The sequence below is a fragment of the Burkholderia sp. BCC1638 genome, assembly GCF_902833195.1.
GTDB classification, from domain to species: domain Bacteria; phylum Pseudomonadota; class Gammaproteobacteria; order Burkholderiales; family Burkholderiaceae; genus Burkholderia; species Burkholderia diffusa.
Window position 1 is genome coordinate 241,166 of the sequence record NZ_CADFEC010000004.1, and the last position, 20,738, is coordinate 261,903.

At 66.7% G+C, this 20,738-nt stretch carries 26 protein-coding genes and 1 tRNA gene; 23 read left to right on the forward strand and 4 right to left on the reverse strand.

Features of this window, described 5'->3' with window-relative positions:
* Positions 1-199: 199 nt before the first annotated feature.
* Genes HWX22_RS06490 through HWX22_RS06505 form a run of 4 tightly spaced genes read left to right on the forward strand, consistent with a single transcriptional unit; the run spans position 200 to position 1,204 of the window.
* Entirely contained in the window at positions 200-484 is a 285-nt protein-coding gene (locus tag HWX22_RS06490; protein ID WP_059820193.1) for a hypothetical protein, read from the forward strand.
* Between the two features lie 47 nt (positions 485-531).
* Positions 532-741, forward strand: coding sequence for a hypothetical protein (locus tag HWX22_RS06495; protein WP_059530257.1), 210 nt, complete (start codon positions 532-534; stop codon positions 739-741).
* Between the two features lie 34 nt (positions 742-775).
* Positions 776-988 (forward strand): 30S ribosomal protein S21, encoded by a 213-nt coding sequence (gene rpsU, locus HWX22_RS06500; protein ID WP_059530260.1) that lies wholly within the window; start codon positions 776-778, stop codon positions 986-988.
* A 9-nt stretch (positions 989-997) separates the two neighbouring features.
* Positions 998-1,204: a hypothetical protein gene (locus HWX22_RS06505; protein WP_059530263.1), complete on the forward strand. Its 207-nt coding sequence runs from the start codon at positions 998-1,000 to the stop codon at positions 1,202-1,204.
* Positions 1,205-1,503: 299 nt separating this feature from the next.
* Here HWX22_RS06505 and HWX22_RS06510 read toward each other — a convergent pair whose 3' ends face one another.
* The gene (locus HWX22_RS06510; RefSeq protein ID WP_059466993.1) at positions 1,504-1,848 is read right to left on the reverse strand and encodes a cupin domain-containing protein; all 345 of its coding nucleotides are present in this window, start codon (positions 1,846-1,848) and stop codon (positions 1,504-1,506) included.
* Positions 1,849-2,138: 290 nt separating this feature from the next.
* Here HWX22_RS06510 and HWX22_RS06515 point away from each other — a divergent pair.
* Together HWX22_RS06515 and trmB are read left to right on the forward strand one after the other, a co-directional pair.
* Positions 2,139-2,213, forward strand: a tRNA-Gly gene (locus HWX22_RS06515).
* 132 nt (positions 2,214-2,345) lie between these two features.
* Positions 2,346-3,113, forward strand: a complete 768-nt coding sequence (gene trmB, locus HWX22_RS06520) for a tRNA (guanosine(46)-N7)-methyltransferase TrmB (protein WP_059530270.1) — start codon at positions 2,346-2,348, stop codon at positions 3,111-3,113.
* Between the two features lie 110 nt (positions 3,114-3,223).
* Here trmB and HWX22_RS06525 read toward each other — a convergent pair whose 3' ends face one another.
* From HWX22_RS06525 to HWX22_RS06535, 3 genes are all read right to left on the reverse strand, one after another.
* A complete protein-coding gene (locus tag HWX22_RS06525) occupies positions 3,224-4,054 on the reverse strand; it encodes an undecaprenyl-diphosphate phosphatase (protein ID WP_175915243.1) in 831 nt (276 codons plus the stop codon).
* Between the two features lie 78 nt (positions 4,055-4,132).
* The gene (locus HWX22_RS06530; protein WP_059820188.1) at positions 4,133-4,714 is read right to left on the reverse strand and encodes a DUF1439 domain-containing protein; all 582 of its coding nucleotides are present in this window, start codon (positions 4,712-4,714) and stop codon (positions 4,133-4,135) included.
* Between the two features lie 141 nt (positions 4,715-4,855).
* Entirely contained in the window at positions 4,856-5,173 is a 318-nt protein-coding gene (locus tag HWX22_RS06535; RefSeq protein ID WP_175915244.1) for a YkgJ family cysteine cluster protein, read from the reverse strand.
* A gap of 170 nt (positions 5,174-5,343) precedes the next feature.
* Between HWX22_RS06535 and hemN the strand changes: the two genes are divergently transcribed.
* The 17 genes from hemN (at position 5,344) to tssD (ending at position 20,733) form a co-directional block, all read left to right on the forward strand.
* The gene (gene hemN / locus HWX22_RS06540; RefSeq protein ID WP_175915245.1) at positions 5,344-6,735 is read left to right on the forward strand and encodes an oxygen-independent coproporphyrinogen III oxidase; all 1,392 of its coding nucleotides are present in this window, start codon (positions 5,344-5,346) and stop codon (positions 6,733-6,735) included.
* A 72-nt stretch (positions 6,736-6,807) separates the two neighbouring features.
* Positions 6,808-7,065 carry a hypothetical protein gene (locus tag HWX22_RS06545; protein ID WP_059448113.1) on the forward strand — a complete coding sequence of 86 codons (258 nt, stop codon included), beginning with the start codon at positions 6,808-6,810 and terminating at the stop codon, positions 7,063-7,065.
* A gap of 104 nt (positions 7,066-7,169) precedes the next feature.
* Positions 7,170-7,826: a protein-L-isoaspartate O-methyltransferase gene (locus HWX22_RS06550; protein ID WP_059530282.1), complete on the forward strand. Its 657-nt coding sequence runs from the start codon at positions 7,170-7,172 to the stop codon at positions 7,824-7,826.
* Between the two features lie 14 nt (positions 7,827-7,840).
* Positions 7,841-8,164: a rhodanese-like domain-containing protein gene (locus tag HWX22_RS06555; RefSeq protein ID WP_059820185.1), complete on the forward strand. Its 324-nt coding sequence runs from the start codon at positions 7,841-7,843 to the stop codon at positions 8,162-8,164.
* A 534-nt stretch (positions 8,165-8,698) separates the two neighbouring features.
* Positions 8,699-10,006 carry an urea ABC transporter substrate-binding protein gene (urtA, locus tag HWX22_RS06560; RefSeq protein ID WP_059699402.1) on the forward strand — a complete coding sequence of 436 codons (1,308 nt, stop codon included), beginning with the start codon at positions 8,699-8,701 and terminating at the stop codon, positions 10,004-10,006.
* A 140-nt stretch (positions 10,007-10,146) separates the two neighbouring features.
* Complete coding sequence (urtB, locus tag HWX22_RS06565; RefSeq protein ID WP_175915246.1) at positions 10,147-11,766, forward strand: urea ABC transporter permease subunit UrtB; 1,620 nt, start codon at positions 10,147-10,149, stop codon at positions 11,764-11,766.
* Position 11,767: 1 nt separating this feature from the next.
* Positions 11,768-12,952, forward strand: a complete 1,185-nt coding sequence (gene urtC / locus HWX22_RS06570; protein ID WP_175907544.1) for an urea ABC transporter permease subunit UrtC — start codon at positions 11,768-11,770, stop codon at positions 12,950-12,952.
* Positions 12,949-13,806, forward strand: coding sequence for an urea ABC transporter ATP-binding protein UrtD (urtD, locus tag HWX22_RS06575; RefSeq protein WP_059820182.1), 858 nt, complete (start codon positions 12,949-12,951; stop codon positions 13,804-13,806). Before urtC ends, urtD begins: the two co-directional genes overlap by 4 nt.
* A gap of 4 nt (positions 13,807-13,810) precedes the next feature.
* The gene (gene urtE / locus HWX22_RS06580; protein ID WP_059820181.1) at positions 13,811-14,503 is read left to right on the forward strand and encodes an urea ABC transporter ATP-binding subunit UrtE; all 693 of its coding nucleotides are present in this window, start codon (positions 13,811-13,813) and stop codon (positions 14,501-14,503) included.
* A 185-nt stretch (positions 14,504-14,688) separates the two neighbouring features.
* Entirely contained in the window at positions 14,689-15,564 is an 876-nt protein-coding gene (locus tag HWX22_RS06585; RefSeq protein ID WP_175915247.1) for an urease accessory protein UreD, read from the forward strand.
* Positions 15,565-15,800: 236 nt separating this feature from the next.
* Complete coding sequence (ureA, locus tag HWX22_RS06590; protein WP_006406310.1) at positions 15,801-16,103, forward strand: urease subunit gamma; 303 nt, start codon at positions 15,801-15,803, stop codon at positions 16,101-16,103.
* Between the two features lie 14 nt (positions 16,104-16,117).
* Entirely contained in the window at positions 16,118-16,423 is a 306-nt protein-coding gene (locus tag HWX22_RS06595; RefSeq protein WP_059448107.1) for an urease subunit beta, read from the forward strand.
* Positions 16,424-16,451: 28 nt separating this feature from the next.
* Complete coding sequence (gene ureC, locus HWX22_RS06600) at positions 16,452-18,158, forward strand: urease subunit alpha (protein ID WP_059699397.1); 1,707 nt, start codon at positions 16,452-16,454, stop codon at positions 18,156-18,158.
* Between the two features lie 18 nt (positions 18,159-18,176).
* Complete coding sequence (ureE, locus tag HWX22_RS06605; RefSeq protein WP_059820178.1) at positions 18,177-18,779, forward strand: urease accessory protein UreE; 603 nt, start codon at positions 18,177-18,179, stop codon at positions 18,777-18,779.
* Positions 18,766-19,446: an urease accessory UreF family protein gene (locus tag HWX22_RS06610; RefSeq protein ID WP_059820177.1), complete on the forward strand. Its 681-nt coding sequence runs from the start codon at positions 18,766-18,768 to the stop codon at positions 19,444-19,446. The genes ureE and HWX22_RS06610 overlap by 14 nt, the downstream gene beginning before the upstream one ends.
* A gap of 14 nt (positions 19,447-19,460) precedes the next feature.
* On the forward strand, positions 19,461-20,108 hold the full coding sequence (gene ureG / locus HWX22_RS06615) for an urease accessory protein UreG (protein WP_059530309.1): 648 nt from the start codon (positions 19,461-19,463) through the stop codon (positions 20,106-20,108).
* Positions 20,109-20,247: 139 nt separating this feature from the next.
* On the forward strand, positions 20,248-20,733 hold the full coding sequence (gene tssD, locus HWX22_RS06620) for a type VI secretion system tube protein TssD (RefSeq protein WP_175915248.1): 486 nt from the start codon (positions 20,248-20,250) through the stop codon (positions 20,731-20,733).
* Positions 20,734-20,738: the final 5 nt, after the last annotated feature.

Genomic DNA, 20,738 nt, shown 5'->3' on the forward strand with positions numbered 1-20,738 from the left:
CCGACGCGAAGCGCGTATGATGAATTTTGTCCGAGCTCGCGTCACTCCGCTCGCCCCGCCGTCTACCCTCTCACTGCGTCGCGCCGTTACCCGCACGCATTGCCGCCCTTTTCACCCCACCCGTCACGCCGCGCCGCGGCGATACCGGTCGGATGCGTTCGTCCACGCGATTTGTCGCGACCGAACCCAGGAGTTCATCATGAGCATGCATCTCTATCGTGGCTTCGAAATCTATCCACTGATCTACCCGCACATTCCGTCGCTGAACGGTAATCCGCACAACTACGACGGCGGCTTCGACGCGGCCGTTAAGATCTGCCTGCGCGGCACCGCCGACACGCTGACCCGCAGCGAAACGTTCCGGCTGCTCGAGAACGCACCGTTCGAATCGGCGGGCGAAGCGCGCCGGGCGTCCGTACGCTACGCGGAGGAAATCATCGACGGCAATCGCGGCGAGCAGCCGCTCTTCGCCGATTCCCCTTGACGCTTCCTGTCGCGGCAGCGCGGCGGCACTCTGATTCGGATGACGAAATGATCATCGATGAACTCCTCCGCCTGATCGAACGGCGCGAGATTTCCAGGACCGACGCGGTCCCGAACGACGGCCTCGCCGGTTCTGCGTTGCGTCACCAACCCGAGTTGCAGATGTTCGCTGCCGTACGCGCATTGTCGATCAGCGCCGGATATTCGGAATTCGAATCCGACGAGATCGCGAGTGCCGTCATGACCCGACTCGGCTAGTTTTCCTCCACGCATGTCTTGAAACAGGACCTACATGACGACGATCATCCTCAAGCCCGACGAACCTGTCGATGTCGCGCTCCGGCGCTTCCGTCGAAACATCGAGAAGACGGGCCTGATCCGCGAGTTGCGCGGTCGCACGAGCTATGAAAAGCCGACCACCGAGCGCAAGCGCAAGAAAGCCAGCGCCGTCGCGAGACAGCGCCTGCGCGCGAAACGCATGCTGCCGCCTCGCAAGCTCTACTAGGAGAACGCCGTGTACCAGCCGACCGTCGAAGATCCTCCGTTCTTCCCATTGACGAAATGCGAAGTCGATTTCGATCGACAGAACGACGCGATCACGCTTCTGCCGAGCTTCTACGCGTTCGGCTGCGAGTACACCAGTCGCGGCCTCCTGATCGGCCGAGACGATGCATTCAGATTGATTGCCGCGATCGAAAAGGCGTTGAGCATCGAGCATTGAACGCCGCCTCGACGTTGTCGAATCGCGTCGTGCTGGTCGGTGCGGCGCATGCGAGCGGCCTGACCGACTCAGGACTGGTCGAGCTTCTTTCTCATCGTCGAACCTGCGGATTCGATCCGCACTCTCCCATCACCACCGCTCTCGCAAGCGACAGGCAGTCGGCGCGATCGGTCGGACCGACGGGATAGCGGAACCGGCCGAGCGTGCGATCACGCTCGGCGTGTTGTTTCCGAACCGGAATGCGTTTCAACGCATCGATTCGACCGACGCTCGTACGCGAGTCGAATCGACGGGCCCGCTCAGGCAAACACGAAGTACTTGCGTACCGTCTCCACCACTTCCCACGTCCCTTTCATGCCGGGTTCGATGACGAACACGTCGCCGGCCTTCAGATGCACCGGCTCCTCGCCCTCCGGCGTGATGATGCAATAGCCGTCGAGGAAGTGGCAGTACTCCCATTTCTCGTAGTTCACCTCGAACTTGCCCGGCGTGCAGATCCACGTGCCCATGATCTTGCTGCCATCCTTCGAGAGGTAGGCGTTGAGGTTCACGGTGTGCGGATCGCCGCCGATGCGCTTCCACTTGGTCGCGTCGACGACCGGGGTCGGGCAGGTTTTGCGCAGAACGGTGATGAAATCGGACATGTCGGCTCCAAACTAACGATCGGGTAAGAGGTCTGTCACGTTAGTTCGAAAGCTTCACCGGGGCTTGTATGCGTCCGACACCGACTCGTCTATTTTCGACACGGGCCTGCGTGCGGGCGCGCGTCGTGTTCCGGTCGGCCTTGCGTTGACGGACGGATTCGGGCCGATCCTTGACACCCGCTCCCGGCGATCCGTCGGCCAACCACCAAGCTCATGCCTGCTTCGACGCAGTCGGCCGAAAACGGCTCGCTTGCAACATCCGGGCCAAACCCTGTAGAATTACGCGTTCTGCGGGCGTCGTATAATGGCCATTACCTCAGCTTCCCAAGCTGATGACGTGGGTTCGATTCCCATCGCCCGCTCCACCTTCGGCTGCTCGCAGCCTGCGCAAGAGCCGCCTCGTCGAAGGCGGCTTTTTTGTACCATCTGCCGGTTTATCCGGTAGCGCCGCTGCGCATGACGGGCCCGCGCCCGAACCGAGCCTTTCTCTGCCACCGATGATGCACGACGATCCGAACGAAGCCGGCCTGCCGCCGGACGACGCCGCCCTTCCCGACGAAGCCGCCGACGGCGCCGACGAAGTCAACCCGCTGCACCGCCGCCGCATCCGCAGCTTCGTGACTCGCGCCGGCCGCGTGTCGACCGGCCAGCGCCGCGCGCTCGACGATCTCGGCCCGCGCTTCGTCGTTCCGTACGCGGCGGAAATCCCGGACTGGGACGCCGTGTTCGGCCGCCGCGCGCCGCGTATCCTGGAGATCGGTTTCGGGATGGGCGCATCGACCGCGGAAATCGCCGCGCACCGCCCAGGCGACGACTTCCTCGGCGTCGAGGTGCACGAGCCGGGTGTCGGCGCGCTGCTGAAGCTGATCGGCGAGCAGGACCTGCCGAACATCCGCATCATCCAGCACGACGCGGTCGAGGTGCTCGAGCACATGCTCGCGCCGGAAAGCCTCGACGGGGTGCACATCTTCTTCCCGGATCCGTGGCACAAGGCGCGCCACCACAAGCGCCGGCTGATCCAGCCGCCGCTCGTCGCGCATCTCGCATCGCGCCTGAAGCCCGGTGCATACCTGCACTGCGCGACCGACTGGCAAAACTACGCGGAACAGATGCTGGAAGTGCTCGGCGCCGAACCAACGCTCGAAAACACGGCCGCCGACTACGCGCCGCGCCCCGACTATCGCCCCGTCACGAAGTTCGAACGGCGCGGGCTGCGGCTCGGCCACGGCGTATGGGACCTGGTGTTCCGCAAACGCGCCAGCTGAACACGGCGCGCAACGCACGCGACTCGCCGCACAATGACGAACGGCCCGACCGGCATCTGCTGCCGATCGGGCCGTTTTCTATTGGATGCGCCCCCGCCGCCGCACCGGCATCACGCCCAGTTCAGCCACCCGCTGTAACCCACCAGCAGCACGAACAGGCCGAACGCGATCCGGTACCACGCGAACACGGTGAAGTCGTGCGTCGCGACGAAACGCAACAGCCAGCGCACGCACACGAACGCGCTGACGAACGCGGCCACGAACCCGAGCGCGAACAGGCCGAGCGAATCGACCGTGAACGCCTGCCAGTCCTTGACCGTTTCATAGAGCGTCGCGCCGAAGATGATCGGAATCGCGAGGAAGAACGAGAATTCGGTCGCGACGCGCCGGTCGAGGCCGAACAGCATCCCGCCGATGATCGTCGAACCCGAACGCGACATGCCCGGCACCAGCGCGAAACATTGCGCGATGCCTACTTTCAGCGCGTCAAGCGGCGTGAGCGCATCGACCGACTGCACGCGCGGAGGCTCGCCGCGTTCGCGCTGCCGCGCCTCGGCCCACAGGATGATCGCGCCGCCGACGACGAGCGCGAACGCGACCGGCACCGGCGAGAACAGCACGGCCTTGATCTTCTTCTCGAACAGCAGGCCGAGCGCGATCGCGGGAATCGTCGCGATCACGACGTTCAGCGTGAAGCGCCGCGCGTCGGGCCGGCTCGGCAGCCCGGTCACGATGGACACGATCCGCTGCCGGTATTCCCAGCAGACCGCGAGGATCGCACCGAACTGGATCACGACATCGAAGGTCTTCGCGTGCGCATCGTTGAAATTCAGGAAGCTGCCCGCGACGATCAGGTGGCCGGTGCTCGACACCGGGAGGAATTCCGTCAGCCCCTCGACGACGCCGAGGATCAATGCCTTGCAGATCAGGATCCAGTCCATCCGTGGCCCAACTCCGAAGTAGTCGAAAGAAAGGGCCGCGTCACCGCCGCGGCCCGCCCGGCCGCGCGCGGTGCGCCGTCACTTTTCGACGATCGCCACGCGTATGCCGTTTGTAAGAATCGTAATTGTACCGGGTTCGTAGTTCACGCCGGCAAATTGCAGCTGCTCGGGCTTGAACGTGTAGATCGGGTAGTTGGTCAGCACCTGCGTGGCGAGCAGGCCGGCGGCCGCGCCGACCTGTTGCGCGTACATCTGCGCGTTGCCGTCGAGCACGAGGCTGTCGACGGCTGGCGCCTTCAGCACGACCGAGCGGCTCGGCGCGTCGTAAGCGAGCTGGCCCGACACGATGAACTTGCCGCTCACCGGTTCGCGCAGGAACGGACTCGCGAAATGCGCGTCGAGCTGCACGGCGACGCGGTTCTGGTCGGGCAGCAGGTTGACGGCCGGATTGGCGAGCGACACGTCGACGACCTGCGCGACCGTCTTCTGGTACGGAAACTTGCGCGCGACGGCTTTCTGCACGTCGCCGCGCGAGAACGTGTAGTGATCGGGGATGAACGGGAACGTCGACGCGCAGGCGGCGAGCGATACCGACACGCCGATGGCGCCGGCGCAGGCGGCGAGGAAGCGGCGCCGGCCGGGCGTGCAAGATGCGGTCATGCTGAACAATCTCCTGTATCGGGCAAAGCGGCAGTCGGGTTACCGGTTCGGCCGCAAGCCGGGCCGGGGACCGAAGTTAGTGCTTCGGCGCATGTCGCCGGTTCCGTACGCATGCCGGTGGACGGCAGCGCGGGCAATGCGTCAGCGGGCCGCGCCGGCGCCGGGCGACGGCTGCGTCGCGACCTCGAGGCGCGTCAGCCACGCGAGCGCGTCGTCGCGCGACGCACCGCACATCTCGACGGACGGTTGCAGCCCCGAACAGCACGCGGGACGCTCAGGCCGGCCGAAGATCCGGCAGCGCAGGTCGTCGCCGAGCTGCACGCAGCGCACGCCGGCCGGCTTGCCGTCGGGCATCCCCGGAATCGGCGAGGATATCGACGGCGCGATGCAGCACGCGCCGCACCGCTCGCGGCACGCATGCGGCGACGGGACATCGGCGGGCGCCGGACGGACAGGCATTTCGACGGACACTCTGCTCTCTCACGAACAACGAAAAACGGTGCGGCAACCGGACGCAGTGTGCGGCAGCCCACTGCGCATTGTGCCACCGCCGGCTGCGACGTTATTACACAATGCAGCCGGAATGCGCGTTTATATACTCGAAAGCATCTAAAAAGCGCGAGACCATCATGAGTTCCGGTTCTGCCGACACCCTGTTCCGTCCCGATTTGCTCGCGAAGTACGGCGCGAACGGGCCGCGCTATACGTCCTACCCCACCGCGCTGCAGTTTCGCGACGATTTCGACCCGGCCGACTACGTGCGCGCCGCGGGCGATCCCGGCGCGTCGTCGAGCGACCTGTCGCTGTACTTCCACATCCCGTTCTGCAACACGGCCTGCTTCTATTGCGGCTGCAACAAGATCGCGACCAACAACCGCCGCCGCGCGCGCCCGTATCTCGAGCAACTGAAGCGCGAGCTGGCGCTGCAGGCCGCGCTGTTCGATCCCGCGCGCCCGGTCACGCAGCTGCACTGGGGCGGCGGCACGCCGACCTTCCTGTCCGACGACGAAACGGCCGAGCTGATGGTCGCCACCCGCGAACACTTCACGCTCGCGCCGGACGCCGACGCGGAGTTCTCGATCGAGATCGACCCGCGCACGGTCACGCCCGCGACGCTCGTGCACCTGCGCAACATCGGCTTCAACCGGCTGAGCCTCGGCGTGCAGGATTTCGACCCGGTCGTGCAGCAGGCGATCAACCGGATCCAGCCGCTCGCGATGACGGCCGACCTGCTGTCGACCGCACGCACGACGGGCTTCCATTCGGTCAGCGTTGACCTGATCTACGGGCTGCCGCACCAGACGGTCGCCGTGTTCGCGCGTACGCTCGAGACGATCATCGAACTCGCGCCCGACCGCCTCTCGGTGTTCGGCTACGCGCACATGCCGCACCTGTTCAAGATGCAGCGGCAGATCGACGACGCGACGCTGCCGCCGCCCGCGACGCGCGTCGCGCTGCTCGGCCTCGCGATCGACATGCTGACGCAGGCCGGCTACGTGTACATCGGCATGGATCACTTCGCGCGGCCGACCGACGAACTCGTACGCGCGCAGCAAAACGGCACGCTGCAGCGCAATTTCCAGGGCTACAGCACGCGCGCGGATACGGACCTGGTCGGCTTCGGCGTGTCGTCGATCGGCAAGGTCGGCGACGTCTACGCGCAGAACGCGAAGGACCTCCCTGCGTATGGCGCCGCGCTCGACGCGGGCCGGCTGCCGATCGCGCGCGGCGTGCGGCTCACGGCTGACGACCGGCTGCGCCGGGACGTGATCACCCAGCTGATGTGCAACCTCGAACTGCCGTTCTCGCATATCGAGGCCGCGCACGGGATCCGCTTCGTCGACCACTTCGCACGCGAGCTCGACGCGCTGCGCGCGTTCGAGCAGGACGGGTTGCTGACCATCGCAGGCGACCGCCTGACGATCCACCCCGCCGGCCGAATGGTCGTGCGCAACATCGCAATGGCATTCGACGCCTACCTCGGCCAGACGCCGCGGCAACGCTACTCGCGCACCGTCTGACGCCGCACGGCCGCATGCGGGCGGCCGGTTTGATAAAGTAAGGGGCTCAACGCCCCTGCAAGAATCCGCACGATGCGCACCACCAAAGCAACCAACGCGGTCGAACGCCTGAAGACCCGTTCCGGCAACCCGCAATTCGCGGCCGTCGCGATGGCGGGCGGCCTGTTCTATCTGGTCGACCGCTCGGGCGGCACTGCCGAGAAGCGCAGCGAGCCGCTGCCGCTCGACGAATTCGTCAGGTTCGTCGACGAATTCGGCCCCAAAAAGCCGCGCAAGGCGAGCAAGCTCGACCTCGCATTCGAGGCGCAGATCAAGAAGAGCAAGGGGTAAAGGTCTGTTGCAGGCCGTCTGAAGGCTTCGCCGCTGCCCCGTTTGGTACAATCACGAAGTTTCTCTACCCCCGCTGATGGCCGACCTGGCTGCGTGACCACACCATGAATATCGAAAACGCGCGTTTCAACATGATCGAACAACAGATCCGGCCGTGGGACGTGCTGGATCTGGACGTCCTGGGCCTGCTGGCGATCGTCAAGCGTGAAAACTACGTGTTGCCCGAACACCGCGATCTCGCGTTCGCCGACCTCGAGCTGCCGCTGCCCGGCGGCAGCAGCAAGATGCTGTTTCCGCGCGTCGAAGCGCGCGTGCTGCAGGAACTGGCGGTCAAGAAGCACGAAAACGTGCTCGTGATCGGCGCGGGTTCGGGCTATCTGGCTGCGCTGTTCGCGCATCGCGCACAGCACGTGACGGCTGTCGATATCGATCCGACCATCGCAAAGTTTGCGGCGGACAACCTGCGCAACGACGGCGTGACGAACGCGGAAGTCGTGCTCGGCGACGGCTCGCTCGGTTGGCCCGACAAGGCGCCGTACGACGTGATCTGCGTCGCGGGCGGCCTGCCGGTCGTGCCGCAGCAGATGCTCGAACAGCTGAAGATCGGCGGCCGCCTGTCGGCGTTCGTCGGCGGCCGTCCGGTGATGAAGGCGCAAATCATCACGCGCATCGACGACAAGCAGTACCGTGTCGCCGACGTGTTCGAAACCTACGTCAATCACCTCGTCAACGCGATCGAACCGTCGCGCTTCAAGTTCTGAGCGGCGGAGCTTCCATGCAGATCCTGACGCCCGCGATGCTCGCGGAATGGCTTCGCGATCCGGCGCGTCCCGCGCCGATCGTGCTCGACGTGCGCGAGCCGTGGGAAATCTCGACCGCGCAGATCGCCGGCAGCATGTCGATCCCGATGCAGCAGATCCCCGCGCGCAGCGAGGAGCTCGACGACGAAGCGGAAATCGTCTGCGTGTGCCATCACGGGATGCGCAGCGCCCAGGTCGCGATGTTCCTCGAATCGCGCGGCTTCACGAAGCTGTACAACCTGCAGGGCGGGATCGACGCGTGGTCGCGCGACGTCGATCCGTCCGTGCCGCGTTACTGAGTGACTGACCTTCCGGCGGCGCATCGCGCGCCGCCACGGCGACCGGCCCGTTGCGGCCGATCGCTCCGATCCGCCGAACGGGCGCGCATGGCGCGCCCGTTTGCGTTTCTGCTTCCTCCTTCTTCGATTGCTTCACCGCGTCGCCCATCCGCGTTCGTTCGATGACGAACGGCGGCGGGCACCCGAACATGGCCCCCCCGTCGAGCGAAGCGCCTCGCCCTTCCCGTCGCACTTCACGATCACCGCGGCACGACGCGGCCGGATGCATCCGCATCGATCACGTTCCGCGCGTCCCTAAACAAGTGACCTTCGCGCTCGCACCCGGGCGCACGCCGTGCACCATTTGCGCCCGCGCGACTGCACCGCAACGGATCGCGCATGCTGCACGACGCGTCACGCGCACCACACCGACGCCCCGCGCCACCCCGCACAGGCACGCCCGGCGTGCATCGGTGCGACTGGCACATGCCTTGCGTTAGTCCGATGCCGGCGCCGACACGGCGCACGCCTATCCAACACGTCAAGGGGAACTCGATGAAACGTCGCAGTCTGCTGAAGTTCGGTTCGATGGCCGGTGCACTCGCGCTGGCGGGCAAGAGTCCGTTCGCGCACGCGGCCGATGCGGGCACGGGTCCGATCAAGGTCGGCATCCTGCATTCGCTGTCGGGCACGATGGCAATCTCCGAAACGTCGCTGAAGGACACGGCGCTGATGACGATCGCCGACATCAACAAGAGCGGCGGCGTGATGGGCCGCAAGCTCGAGCCCGTGGTCGTCGACCCCGCATCGAACTGGCCGCTGTTCGCCGAGAAGGCGCGCCAACTGCTCACGCAGGACAAGGTCGCGTGCGTGTTCGGCTGCTGGACGTCGGTGTCGCGCAAGTCGGTGCTGCCGGTGTTCGAGGAACTGAACGGCCTGCTCTACTACCCGGTGCAATATGAAGGCGAGGAAATGTCGCGCAACGTGTTCTACACGGGCGCCGCGCCGAACCAGCAGGCGATCCCCGCCGTCGAGTACCTGATGAGCGCGGAAGGCGGCGGCGCGAAGCGCTTCTTCCTGCTCGGCACCGACTACGTGTATCCGCGCACGACCAACAAGATCCTGCGTGCGTTCCTGAAATCGAAGGGCGTGAAAGACGCCGACATTCAGGAGGTCTACACACCGTTCGGCCACAGCGATTACCAGACGATCGTCGCGAACATCAAGAACTTCGCGCAGGGCGGCAAGACGACCGTGATCTCGACGATCAACGGCGATTCGAACGTGCCGTTCTACAAGGAGCTCGGCAACCAGGGGATCAAGGCGACCGACGTGCCGGTGGTCGCGTTCTCGGTCGGCGAGGAAGAGCTGCGCGGGATCGACACGAAGCCGCTCGTCGGCCATCTCGCCGCGTGGAACTACTTCATGTCGGTGAAGAACCCGACGAACACGAAGTTCAAGGACCAGTTCGCCGCGTGGGTGAAGGCGAACAACCTGCCGGGCGGCGCGAAGCGCGTGACCAACGATCCGATGGAAGCGACCTACGTCGGCATCCACATGTGGAAGCAGGCGGTCGAGAAGGCGAAGAGCACCGACGTCGACAAGGTGCGCGTCGCGATGATCGGACAGACGGTTGCCGCGCCGTCGGGCTTCACGCTCTCGATGGACGGCAACCATCACCTGCACAAGCCGGTGATGATCGGCGAGATTCGCGGCGACGGGCAGTTCAACGTCGTGTGGAAGACGAAGACGGCCGTGCGCGCGCAGCCCTGGAGCCCGTTCATCGCGGGCAACCAGGGCAAGCCGGACATCGTCAGCTCGATTCCGGCGTTCCTGCGCCGGCAGCGCGCGGCGCTCGCCTGATGCGATGCGGAGCGCCGCGCACCGGCGTGGCGCTCCGTTCGCAGGCCGGTGCAGGCACTCGCCGCGATTGCGGTAACGCGCCGCACGCGCTCGCGCACCGCCGCACGCATTCGCTTTCCCACGCCCGACAGGATTTCCCGATGCCTACACGCTTTCGCCGCGCCGCCGTCACGGTTGTCGCCTGTGCCGCGCTGGCGGGCGCGCTGCCGCGTGCCGCGTTCGCCCTGACGGCGGCCGATACCGCCGCGCTCGCCGGCGACGACTTCGACGCGAAGACGACCGCGATCGACCATCTCGCCGCCGATGCCGATCCGCGGGCCGTCGCGTTGCTCAATGCGCTGTCGACCGGCGACGCGCTCGCGACGGGCGACGGACGCCTGCTGATCCAGACCGGCGACACCGCGCACGACGCGCTCACGCAGGCCGCGACGCCGGCCGGCGACGCGCAGCCCGTGCTTCTGAACAACCTGCTGCGCACGAAGATCGCCGGTGCGCTGTCGGGTCTCGCCCTCGCCTCGCCCGATGTCGCCGCGCGCCGCGATGCAATCGACGCGCTGCTGAAGTCGCCCGACCCGGCACTCAAGCCGATGATCGATCGCGCCCGCGCGAAGGAAACCGATCCGGCATTGAAGCGCCGCCTCGACGCGCTATGGGCGATCGCCGCGCTGCACGATGCCGATCCGGCAAAGCGTCTCGAAGCCGTGCAGGTGGTGGCCGCGCGCCGCGACCTCGACATGATCGAACAGTTGCGTCCGCTCGTCGCGAAGAATACGGACGGCAGTTTCTCCGAGCCCGACGCACGCGTGCGCGAAGCCGCGCAGCAAGGGCTCGACGCATTGCACGCGCTGCAGCGCCGCGGCGAGATCGCGGGCACCGTGTTCGCGGGCCTGTCGCTCGGCAGCGTGCTGCTGCTCGCGGCGCTCGGCCTCGCGATCACATACGGACTGATCGGCGTGATCAACATGGCGCACGGCGAATTCCTGATGATCGGTGCGTACGCAACCTATGTCGTGCAGACGCTGATCCAGCGCTATGCGCCGGCCGCGTTCGACTGGTATCCGCTCGTCGCGGTGCCGGTGTCGTTCGCGGCGGCCGCACTGGTCGGCATCGTGCTGGAGCGGCTCGTGCTGCGGCACCTGTACGGCCGCCCGCTCGAGACGCTGCTCGCGACCTTCGGCGTGAGCCTGATCCTGATCCAGGCGACGCGCATGCTGTTCGGCGCGCAGAACGTGCAGGTCGTGAACCCGTCGTGGATGAGCGGCGGCGTGACCGTGATGCAGAACCTGATCCTGCCGTACAACCGGCTCGCGATCCTCGCGTTCGCCCTCGCGGTCGTGTGCATCGCCTGGGGCGTGCTGACGAAGACGCGGCTCGGCCTGTTCGTGCGCGCGGTCACGCAGAACCGCCGGATGGCCGCGTGCGTCGGCGTGAAGACCGCGCGCGTCGACGCGTATGCGTTCGCGTTCGGCGCGGGCATCGCGGGCCTCGGCGGCTGCGCGCTGTCGCAGATCGGCAACGTGGGCCCGGACCTCGGGCAAAACTACATCATCGATTCGTTCATGGCGGTCGTGCTCGGCGGCGTCGGCCAGATCGCCGGCACCGTGCTCGGCGGCTTCGGGCTCGGCCTCGTCAGCAAGGCGATCGAGCCGTTCTGGGGCGCCGTGCTCGCGAAGATCGCGGTGCTCGTGATGATCGTGCTGTTCATCCAGAAACGTCCGCAGGGCATGTTCGCCCCGAAGGGACGCAGCGCGGAGGCCTGACATGACTTCAATCACCGATTCGTTGTCGAACCCGATCGCCGACGCGCCGAAGCCCGCTGCCTCCGCGCGCGCAGACGGTTTCGCGCTCGGCCTGCCGCCCCGCCCCGCGCTGCTGTCGCGCCGCGCGTGGCTCGCGCTCGTCGCGCTGTGCATCGCGATCGGCATCGGCGTGCCGCTCGCCGCGCTGGTCGCGCCCGAGTCGAGCGCGTTCCATTTGTCCGCGTACGCGATGACGCTCACCGGAAAGCTGATGTGCTACGCGATCGCCGCGCTCGCGCTCGATCTCGTGTGGGGTTACTGCGGAATCCTGAGCCTCGGCCATGGCCTCTTCTTCGCGCTCGGCGGTTATGCGATCGGCATGTACCTGATGCGCGAGATCGGCCGCGACGGCAAGTACGGCAGCGACCTGCCCGACTTCATGGTGTTCCTCGACTGGCATCAGCTGCCTTGGTACTGGAGCGGCACTCAGCATCTCGCCTGGGCGCTCGCACTGGTCGTGCTCGTGCCGGCCGTGCTCGCATGGGTGTTCGGCTTCTTCACGTTCCGCTCGCGCGTGAAGGGCGTGTACCTGTCGATCATCACGCAGGCGCTGACGTTTGCCGCGATGCTGCTGTTCTTTCGCAACGAGACGGGTTTCGGCGGCAACAACGGCTTCACCGACTTCAAGCGCATCGCAGGGTTTTCGGTCACGTCGCCCGGCACGCGCACTGTGCTGTTGCTGCTGACTTTCGCGACGCTCGTGCTCGCGTTCATCGCCGCGCGCGCGATCGTCACCAGCAAGCTCGGGCGCGTGGTCACCGCGGTGCGCGACGGCGAGACGAGGCTGATGTTCCTCGGCTACAGCCCGCTCGCGTACAAGCTGTTCGTATGGACGCTGTCGGCCGTGCTGTGTGGAATCGCGGGCGCTTTGTACGTACCTCAGGTCGGCATCATCAACCCCGGCGAGATGTCGCCCGGCAACTCGATCGAAATGGCGATCTGGGTCGCGGTAGGCGGGCGCGGCACGCTGATCGGCCCGATCGTCGGCGCGTTCGCGGTGAACGGTGCGAAGAGCCTCTTTACCGCTTACTTCGCCGAGTACTGGCTGTTCTTTCTCGGGCTGATCTTCGTGCTCGTGCCGCTCTTGCTGCCGCGCGGCATCATGGGCCTCGTCGATACGCTGCTCGCAAAGGGGAAACGCGCATGAACGGCACGGCCCTCTACCAGTTCACGCCACCGGCCGAAGACGAGCTGCTGACCGTCAGCGGCACCGCATCGATGAGCCGCGTGGTGCCGCCCGGCATCGACACGTCGCACGGCACGATCCTCTACCTCGAGGACATCGAGGTGAGCTTCGACGGCTTCCGCGCGCTGAACAAGCTGTCGCTCGCGATCGACGCGGGCGAACTGCGCTGCGTGATCGGCCCGAACGGTGCTGGCAAGACGACGATGATGGACGTGATCACCGGCAAGACGCGCCCCGATGCGGGCAAGGTGTTTCTCGGCCAGACCATCGACCTCGCGCGGATGAACGAACCCGAGATCGCGCGTGCGGGGATCGGCCGCAAGTTCCAGAAGCCGACCGTGTTCGAACAGCATCCGGTGTGGGAAAACCTCGAACTGGCGATGCAGACCGACAAGGGCTGGCTCGCGTCGCTGCGCGCGCGGCTCGACCGCGCCGCGCAGGCGAAGATCGAGGAGACGCTCGCGCTGATCGGCCTCGAAAGCGACGCGTATCGCGCGGCCGGCGAGCTGTCGCACGGGCAGAAGCAGCGGCTCGAGATCGGCATGCTGCTGATGCAGCGCCCGGCTCTGCTGCTGCTCGACGAGCCGGCCGCCGGGATGACCGACCACGAGACGATGGAACTCGCGAAGCTGCTGAACACGCTGCGCGGCACCTGCTCGATGATGGTCGTCGAGCACGACATGGAATTCGTCGCGGCGCTCGCGGGCGACACGGGCCGCGTGACGGTGATGGCCGAAGGCGCGGTGCTCGCGCAAGGCACGCTCGATCAGGTCAAGCGCGACGATGCGGTGATCGAGTCCTACCTCGGACGGTAATCCAATGCTGAAGATCGATGCACTGAACCAGTATTACGGCGGCAGCCATATCCTGCGCAACGTCACGCTTGCCGCCGACGACGGCAAGCTCACCGTGCTGCTCGGCCGCAACGGCGTCGGCAAGAGCACGCTGCTGCGCTGCCTGATGGGCGTCGTCGCCGCGAAGAGCGGCAGCGTGTCGTGGCGCGGCACGGCGCTCGGCGCACTGCCGCCGTATGCGCGCGTCGCGGCCGGCCTCGCGTACGTGCCGCAGGGCCGCGACATCTTTCCGCGCCTCACCGTCGAGGAGAATCTGCTCGTCGGCGCGGCGAGCCGCAAGGCGCCGTCGAAAGTGCCCGACCGCATCTACGACCTGTTCCCGGTGCTGAAGGACATGCGCGCACGGCGCGGCGGCGACCTGTCGGGCGGCCAGCAGCAGCAGCTCGCGATCGGCCGCGCGCTGATGAGCGAGCCGCAACTGCTGATCCTCGACGAGCCGACCGAGGGCATCCAGCCGTCGATCATCCAGGACATCGGCCGCACGCTGCGCCAGCTCGTCGACGAATCGAAAATGACTGTGCTGCTCGTCGAGCAGTATTACGACTTCGCGCGCTCGATCGCGGACCATTACTGGGTGATGAGCCGCGGCGAGGTCATCGCGGGTGGCGAGGCGCGCGACATGGAAACCAACGGCGTGCGCGAGCTGATCGCGGTGTAGCCGAGGAATGCGGCACGCGATAACGTTGCTGCGAGGTGCCGGCGATCGACGCATGCCGGACGAACGTCGGCATCGCTGCCGCGCGGCCGCCCTTCCCCGTCGCCTCGTTCGGCATCCCGAACACCCAAGCGTATAGTGTTGCGGTAGCATCTCCGATCACCGCGCCCGTCTCCAGCTTCCCGCCGATGTCCGCCCTCGATTCCCACGCCCCGCTGTCCCGCCCCGCCGCCGCCAAGTCGTGGCGCGGCCGTCTCGAACTCGGTTTCGAGCGGCACGGCGCGCGTACGACGCTCGTCCACCGGCTGCACGACGGCCCGCTGCGCGTCCAGCGGCCGCTGTATCCGGAAGGCGACGCGATCTGCCATGCGGTCATCGTTCACCCGCCGGGCGGCGTCGCGGGCGGCGACCGGCTCGACATCGACATCACGCTCGGCGACGGCACGCACGCGGTGCTGACGACACCCGGCGCGACCAAGTGGTACAAGTCGAACGGCCTCGACGCGACGCAGCGCATCGGCATCACGGTCGGCGAGCACGCGAAGCTCGACTGGCTCCCGCAGAACAACCTGTTCTTCGACGCGGCCCACGCCGCGCTCGACTTCACCGTGACGCTCAGCGCCGGCGCGAGCGCGATCGGCTGGGACGCGACGCAGCTCGGCCGTCAGGCGGCCGGCGAAACGTGGTCGGCCGGCCGCATTGCGTCGGGTTCGGCACTCGTCGATGCCGACGGCCGGCCGCTCTGGACCGAGCGCGCGCTGCTCGACGCGCACGATCCGCTGCGTGGCGCGCTGCAGGGCCTCGGCGGCTTTCCCGTGTACGGCACGCTGTGGGCGGCCGGCGCCGCGTGCGATGCCGCGCTCGCCGAAGCGCTCGCCGCGCGGATGCCGTTCGACGACGCACTGCGCGCGGGCGCGACCTGCGTGACGCCGGGCGTCGTGCTGGTGCGCGCGGTATCGACGTCGATGGAAGCGTTGCAGCGTCACTTCGCCGACTGCTGGCTTTACCTGCGGCCGCTCGTGCACGGCGTCGACGCACGGCCGCTGCGCCTCTGGCAGACCTGAGCGCGCGGCCCGGCACGCACCGTTTCGGCGCAGCCGCGCCGCCCACCCTGCCCACGATTCATGCATCGCGCACCACGATAGCGCATCGAAGCCCGTTCCATCGACATGGCACGCACCTTGCTGCTTACATAACGGCTACACGACGCACGAAAAACGGCGCGGTGCTACGATGACCCGCGCCCCGGCTGGAACCCCGCGCACCGATAAAAATTACGTTTTCCTGAACGACTGCCTTCATGAAACTGACTCCCCGAGAAAAGGACAAGCTGCTGATCTTCACGGCGGCGCTGCTGGCCGAGCGCCGTCGCGCGCGCGGGCTGAAGCTCAACTATCCGGAAGCGGTCGCGTTCATCACCGCCGCGCTGATGGAAGCCGCGCGCGACGGCAAGACCGTCGCCGAGGTGATGCACTACGGCACGACGCTGCTCACGCGCGACGACGTGATGGACGGCGTGCCGGAGATGATTCCCGACATCCAGGTCGAGGCGACCTTTCCCGACGGCACCAAGCTCGTCACCGTCCACCACCCGATTCCGTGACCGAGGTAGCACGCATGATCCCCGGCGAAATCCTCACCGACGACGGCGAGCACGAACTGAACGCGGGCCGCGCGACGGTCTCGCTCGTCGTCGCGAATACCGGCGACCGCCCGGTGCAGGTCGGCTCGCATTACCACTTCTTCGAAGTCAACGACGCGCTGTCCTTCGACCGCGCCGCCGCGCGCGGCTTCCGGCTCAACATCGCCGCCGGCACGGCCGTGCGCTTCGAGCCGGGCCAGACGCGCACCGTCGAGCTCGTCGAGCTGGCCGGCGAACGCGCCGTCTACGGTTTTCAGGGCAAGGTGATGGGGCCGCTGTAAGCCGCGCCCCGCTCTTCAGGAACAGCACATGACACTACGCTTGAGCCGCCGCGCATACGCGGAAATGTTCGGGCCGACGACGGGCGACCGCGTGCGGCTCGCCGATACCGAACTGCTGATCGAGATCGAACGCGACTTCACGACCTACGGCGAGGAAGTGAAATTCGGCGGCGGGAAGGTGATCCGCGACGGGATGGGCCAATCGCAGCGGGTGGCCGCCGACGTGCCCGACACGATCATCACGAATGCGGTGATTCTCGATCACTGGGGCATCGTGAAGGCCGACATCGCGATCAAGCACGGCCGCATCGCCGCGATCGGCAAGGCGGGAAACCCGGACATCCAGCCGGGCGTGACGATCGCGATCGGCGCGGCGACCGAAGTGATCGCCGGCGAAGGGCTGATCGTGACGGCCGGCGGCATCGACACGCACATCCACTTCATCAGCCCGCAGCAGATCGACGAGGCGCTCGCCTCGGGCGTCACGACGATGCTCGGCGGCGGCACGGGGCCGGCCACCGGCACCAACGCGACGACCTGCACGCCGGGCCCGTGGCACATGGAGCGGATGCTGCAGGCCGCCGACGGCTGGCCGATCAACCTCGGCTTCCTCGGCAAGGGCAATGCGAGCCTGCCGCAGCCGCTCGTCGAGCAGATCGCGGCCGGCGCGATCGGCCTGAAGCTGCATGAAGACTGGGGCACGACGCCCGCCGCGATCGACAACTGCCTGTCGGTCGCCGACGACACCGACACCCAGGTCGCGATCCACACCGACACGCTGAACGAAGGCGGCTTCGTCGAATCGACGGTCGCCGCGTTCAAGGGCCGCACGATCCACACGTACCACACCGAAGGCGCGGGCGGCGGCCACGCGCCCGACATCCTGAAGGTGTGCGGCGAGGCGAACGTGCTGCCGTCGTCGACCAACCCGACGCGCCCGTACACGATCAACACGCTCGACGAACATCTCGACATGCTGATGGTGTGCCACCACCTCGATCCGTCGATCGCCGAGGACCTCGCGTTCGCCGAATCGCGGATCCGCCGAGAGACGATCGCGGCCGAGGACATCCTGCACGATCTCGGCGCGCTGTCGATGCTGTCGTCCGACTCGCAGGCGATGGGTCGCGTTGGCGAAGTGATCATCCGCACCTGGCAGACCGCGCACAAGATGAAGGTGCAGCGCGGCGCGCTGCCCGAGGACGGCGCACGCAACGACAACTTCCGCGCGAAACGCTACGTCGCGAAGTACACGATCAACCCGGCGCTCACGCACGGCATCGCGCACGAAGTCGGTTCGATCGAACCCGGCAAGTGGGCCGACCTCGTGTTGTGGGAGCCCGCATTCTTCGGGATCAAGCCGTCGATGATCCTGAAAGGCGGGATGATCGCCATGGCGCAGATGGGCGATCCGAACGCGTCGATTCCGACGCCGCAGCCCGTCCACTACCGCGAGATGTTCGCCACGCGCGGCGGTGCGCTCGCGCGCACGTCGCTGACCTTCGTGTCGCAGATGGCCGCCGATGCGGGCATCGCCGAACGCTACGGGCTCGCGAAACGCGTCGTGCCCGTGCGCAACTGCCGCAACGTGACGAAGGCCGACATGATCCACAACGCATGGCGCCCGTCGATCAGCGTCGATCCCGAAACCTACGACGTGATCGCCGACGGCCAGCTGCTCACCTGCGAGCCGGCGACGGTGCTGCCGATGGCGCAGCGCTATTTCCTGTTCTGATTTCCGGTTTTTCGTTCCATGCGCACCCTCGACAAACGCATTGCCCCGAACGTGAAGCTCGCCGCGTCGCTCGTCGCGCGCGCGCCGACGCTCACGCTCGCCTATGACGCCCGCTGCAAGAGCCGCCTCGCGGCGACGCTCGACACCGGCGAGGACGTTGCGGTCCTGCTGCCGCGCGGCACCGTGCTGCGCGACGGCGACGTGCTCGTCGCCGACGACGGCGCGCTCGTGCGCGTCGCCGCGGCGCCCGAGACCGTGCTGCTCGTGCGTGCGGCCGATCCGCTTACGCTGATGCGCGCCGCGTATCACCTCGGCAACCGTCACACGCCGGTCGAGATCGGCGACGGCTACCTGAAGCTCGAAGCCGATCCGGTGCTCGCGGACATGCTGCGCCGGCTCGGCACGCAGGTCGAAGAAACCAGCGCACCGTTCCAGCCGGAAGCCGGCGCATACGGCGGCGGCCACAAGCACGGACACGACGCGACGTTCGCCGAGGATTACGCACTCGCGCAGCAGGTATTCGGCGAACATCACGGCCACTCGCACGATCACGATCACGATCACGATCATCAGCATGGTCCGGGCTGCGCGCACGGCCACCACGGTCATGACCACCACTGAGCTCGTCGCGCTGCTGCATCTCGCGTCGCCCGCGCTGCCGATCGGCGCGTTCAGCTATTCGCAGGGGCTCGAAGCCGCGCTCGACGCGAACCTGATCCGTGACGCCGACACCGCGCGCGACTGGATCGCGAGCGGACTGACCGACGTGCTCGCGCACGGCGAGCTGCCGTTCCTCGCGCACCAGCTCGCGCGCTGGCACGCGCACGACGCCGATGCGCTCACACGCGAGAATGCGTGGTTCGTCGCGAGCCGCGAATCGTCGGAGCTGCGCCGCGAAACCGAGCAGATGGGCTGGTCGCTCGCGCAACTCTGCGCGTCGCTCGAATGGGGCGATGCCGCGCGCCGCGCGACGCTCGCGTCGATCTCGCCGATCGCGCTGCCGACGGCGTTCGCCTACGCGGCCGCCGCGCACGATGCCGGCGCCGACGCGACGCTCGCCGCCTATGCATTCGGCTGGGTCGAGAACCAGACGTCGGCCGCGCTGAAAGCCGTGCCGCTCGGCCAGCTCGCCGGCCAGCGCATCATCGTCGCGCTGCGCGGCGCGATCGACGCGGCCGTGCGCCGCGCGCTCGCGACGCCGCCCGACGCCATCAACACGTTCGCGCCGCAGCTCGGCATCCTGTCCGCGCGGCACGAAACCCAGTATTCGCGGTTGTTCCGCTCCTGAATCCCACCCACGCCATGAACGCACCCGCTCTCTCCTCCGCCCGCCGCACCAAGAAACTGCCGCCGCTGCGCGTCGGCATCGGCGGCCCGGTCGGCTCCGGCAAGACCACGCTGCTCGAAATGCTGTGCAAGGCGATGCGCGAGCGCTACGACCTCGTCGCGATCACGAACGACATCTACACGAAAGAAGACCAGCGCCTGCTGACGGTCGCGGGCGCGCTGCCCGAGGAACGCATCATGGGCGTCGAAACAGGCGGCTGCCCGCATACGGCGATCCGCGAGGATGCGTCGATCAACCTCGAGGCCGTCGACCGGATGCTGTCGCGCTTTCCCGACGCCGACATCGTGTTCATCGAATCGGGTGGCGACAATCTCGCGGCGACGTTCAGCCCCGAGCTGTCGGACCTGACGATCTACGTGATCGACGTCGCGGGCGGCGAGAAGATTCCGCGCAAGGGCGGCCCCGGCATCACGAAGTCCGACCTGCTCGTGATCAACAAGACGGACCTTGCGCCGCTCGTCGGCGCGAACCTCGACGTGATGGCGTCGGACACGAAGAAGATGCGCGGCGAGCGGCCTTACGTGATGACGAACCTGAAGGCGCTCGACGGCGTCGCGGACGTGATTGCGTTCATCGAGAAGAAGGGGTTGTTGACGGTTTGAATAAGTGTCCGGGCCGGCACTGCATGGCCTTTGCGTGCGCAGCGGCGCGTGCGCTGCCGAAAGGTCCCTTGGCGACATTGTGCATTCAGTTGCACCTGGCTAGGATCGATTCCTTACATTTATCTGTAAGGATTTCGAAATGCCGATTCCCGCGCATATGTGGCTCAAGGATGATGGCGGCGCAGAGATCAGAGGCTCGTCAACCGTCCAGGACCGTGAAGGCAGCATTGAAATCATCAGTTTCGGCCACGGTGTGAATCTGCCGGTCGATGGCGCCAACGGCAAGATTACCGGCAAGCGTACACATTCACCGGTTGCGTTCGAAAAGGAATTCGACGCTGCGACACCATATCTCTACAAGGCCGTGGCGACGGGACAAACGCTGCAATCGGCTGAAATCAAGTGGTATCGCATCAACGATGCAGGAAGGGAAGAAGCGTATTTCGTGATGCTGCTCGAAGGCGTCAAAGTCTGCGGCATCAACCCCGGCATGGCGAATACCAAACTGTCGCAGGTGTCCGCGCTCAATCATCTGGAAGCCGTCTCGATGATGTATGAACGCATCACCTGGCATTATCTCGACGGCAATGTCAAATACACAGATTCATGGAATGACATCGGATAAGCGGA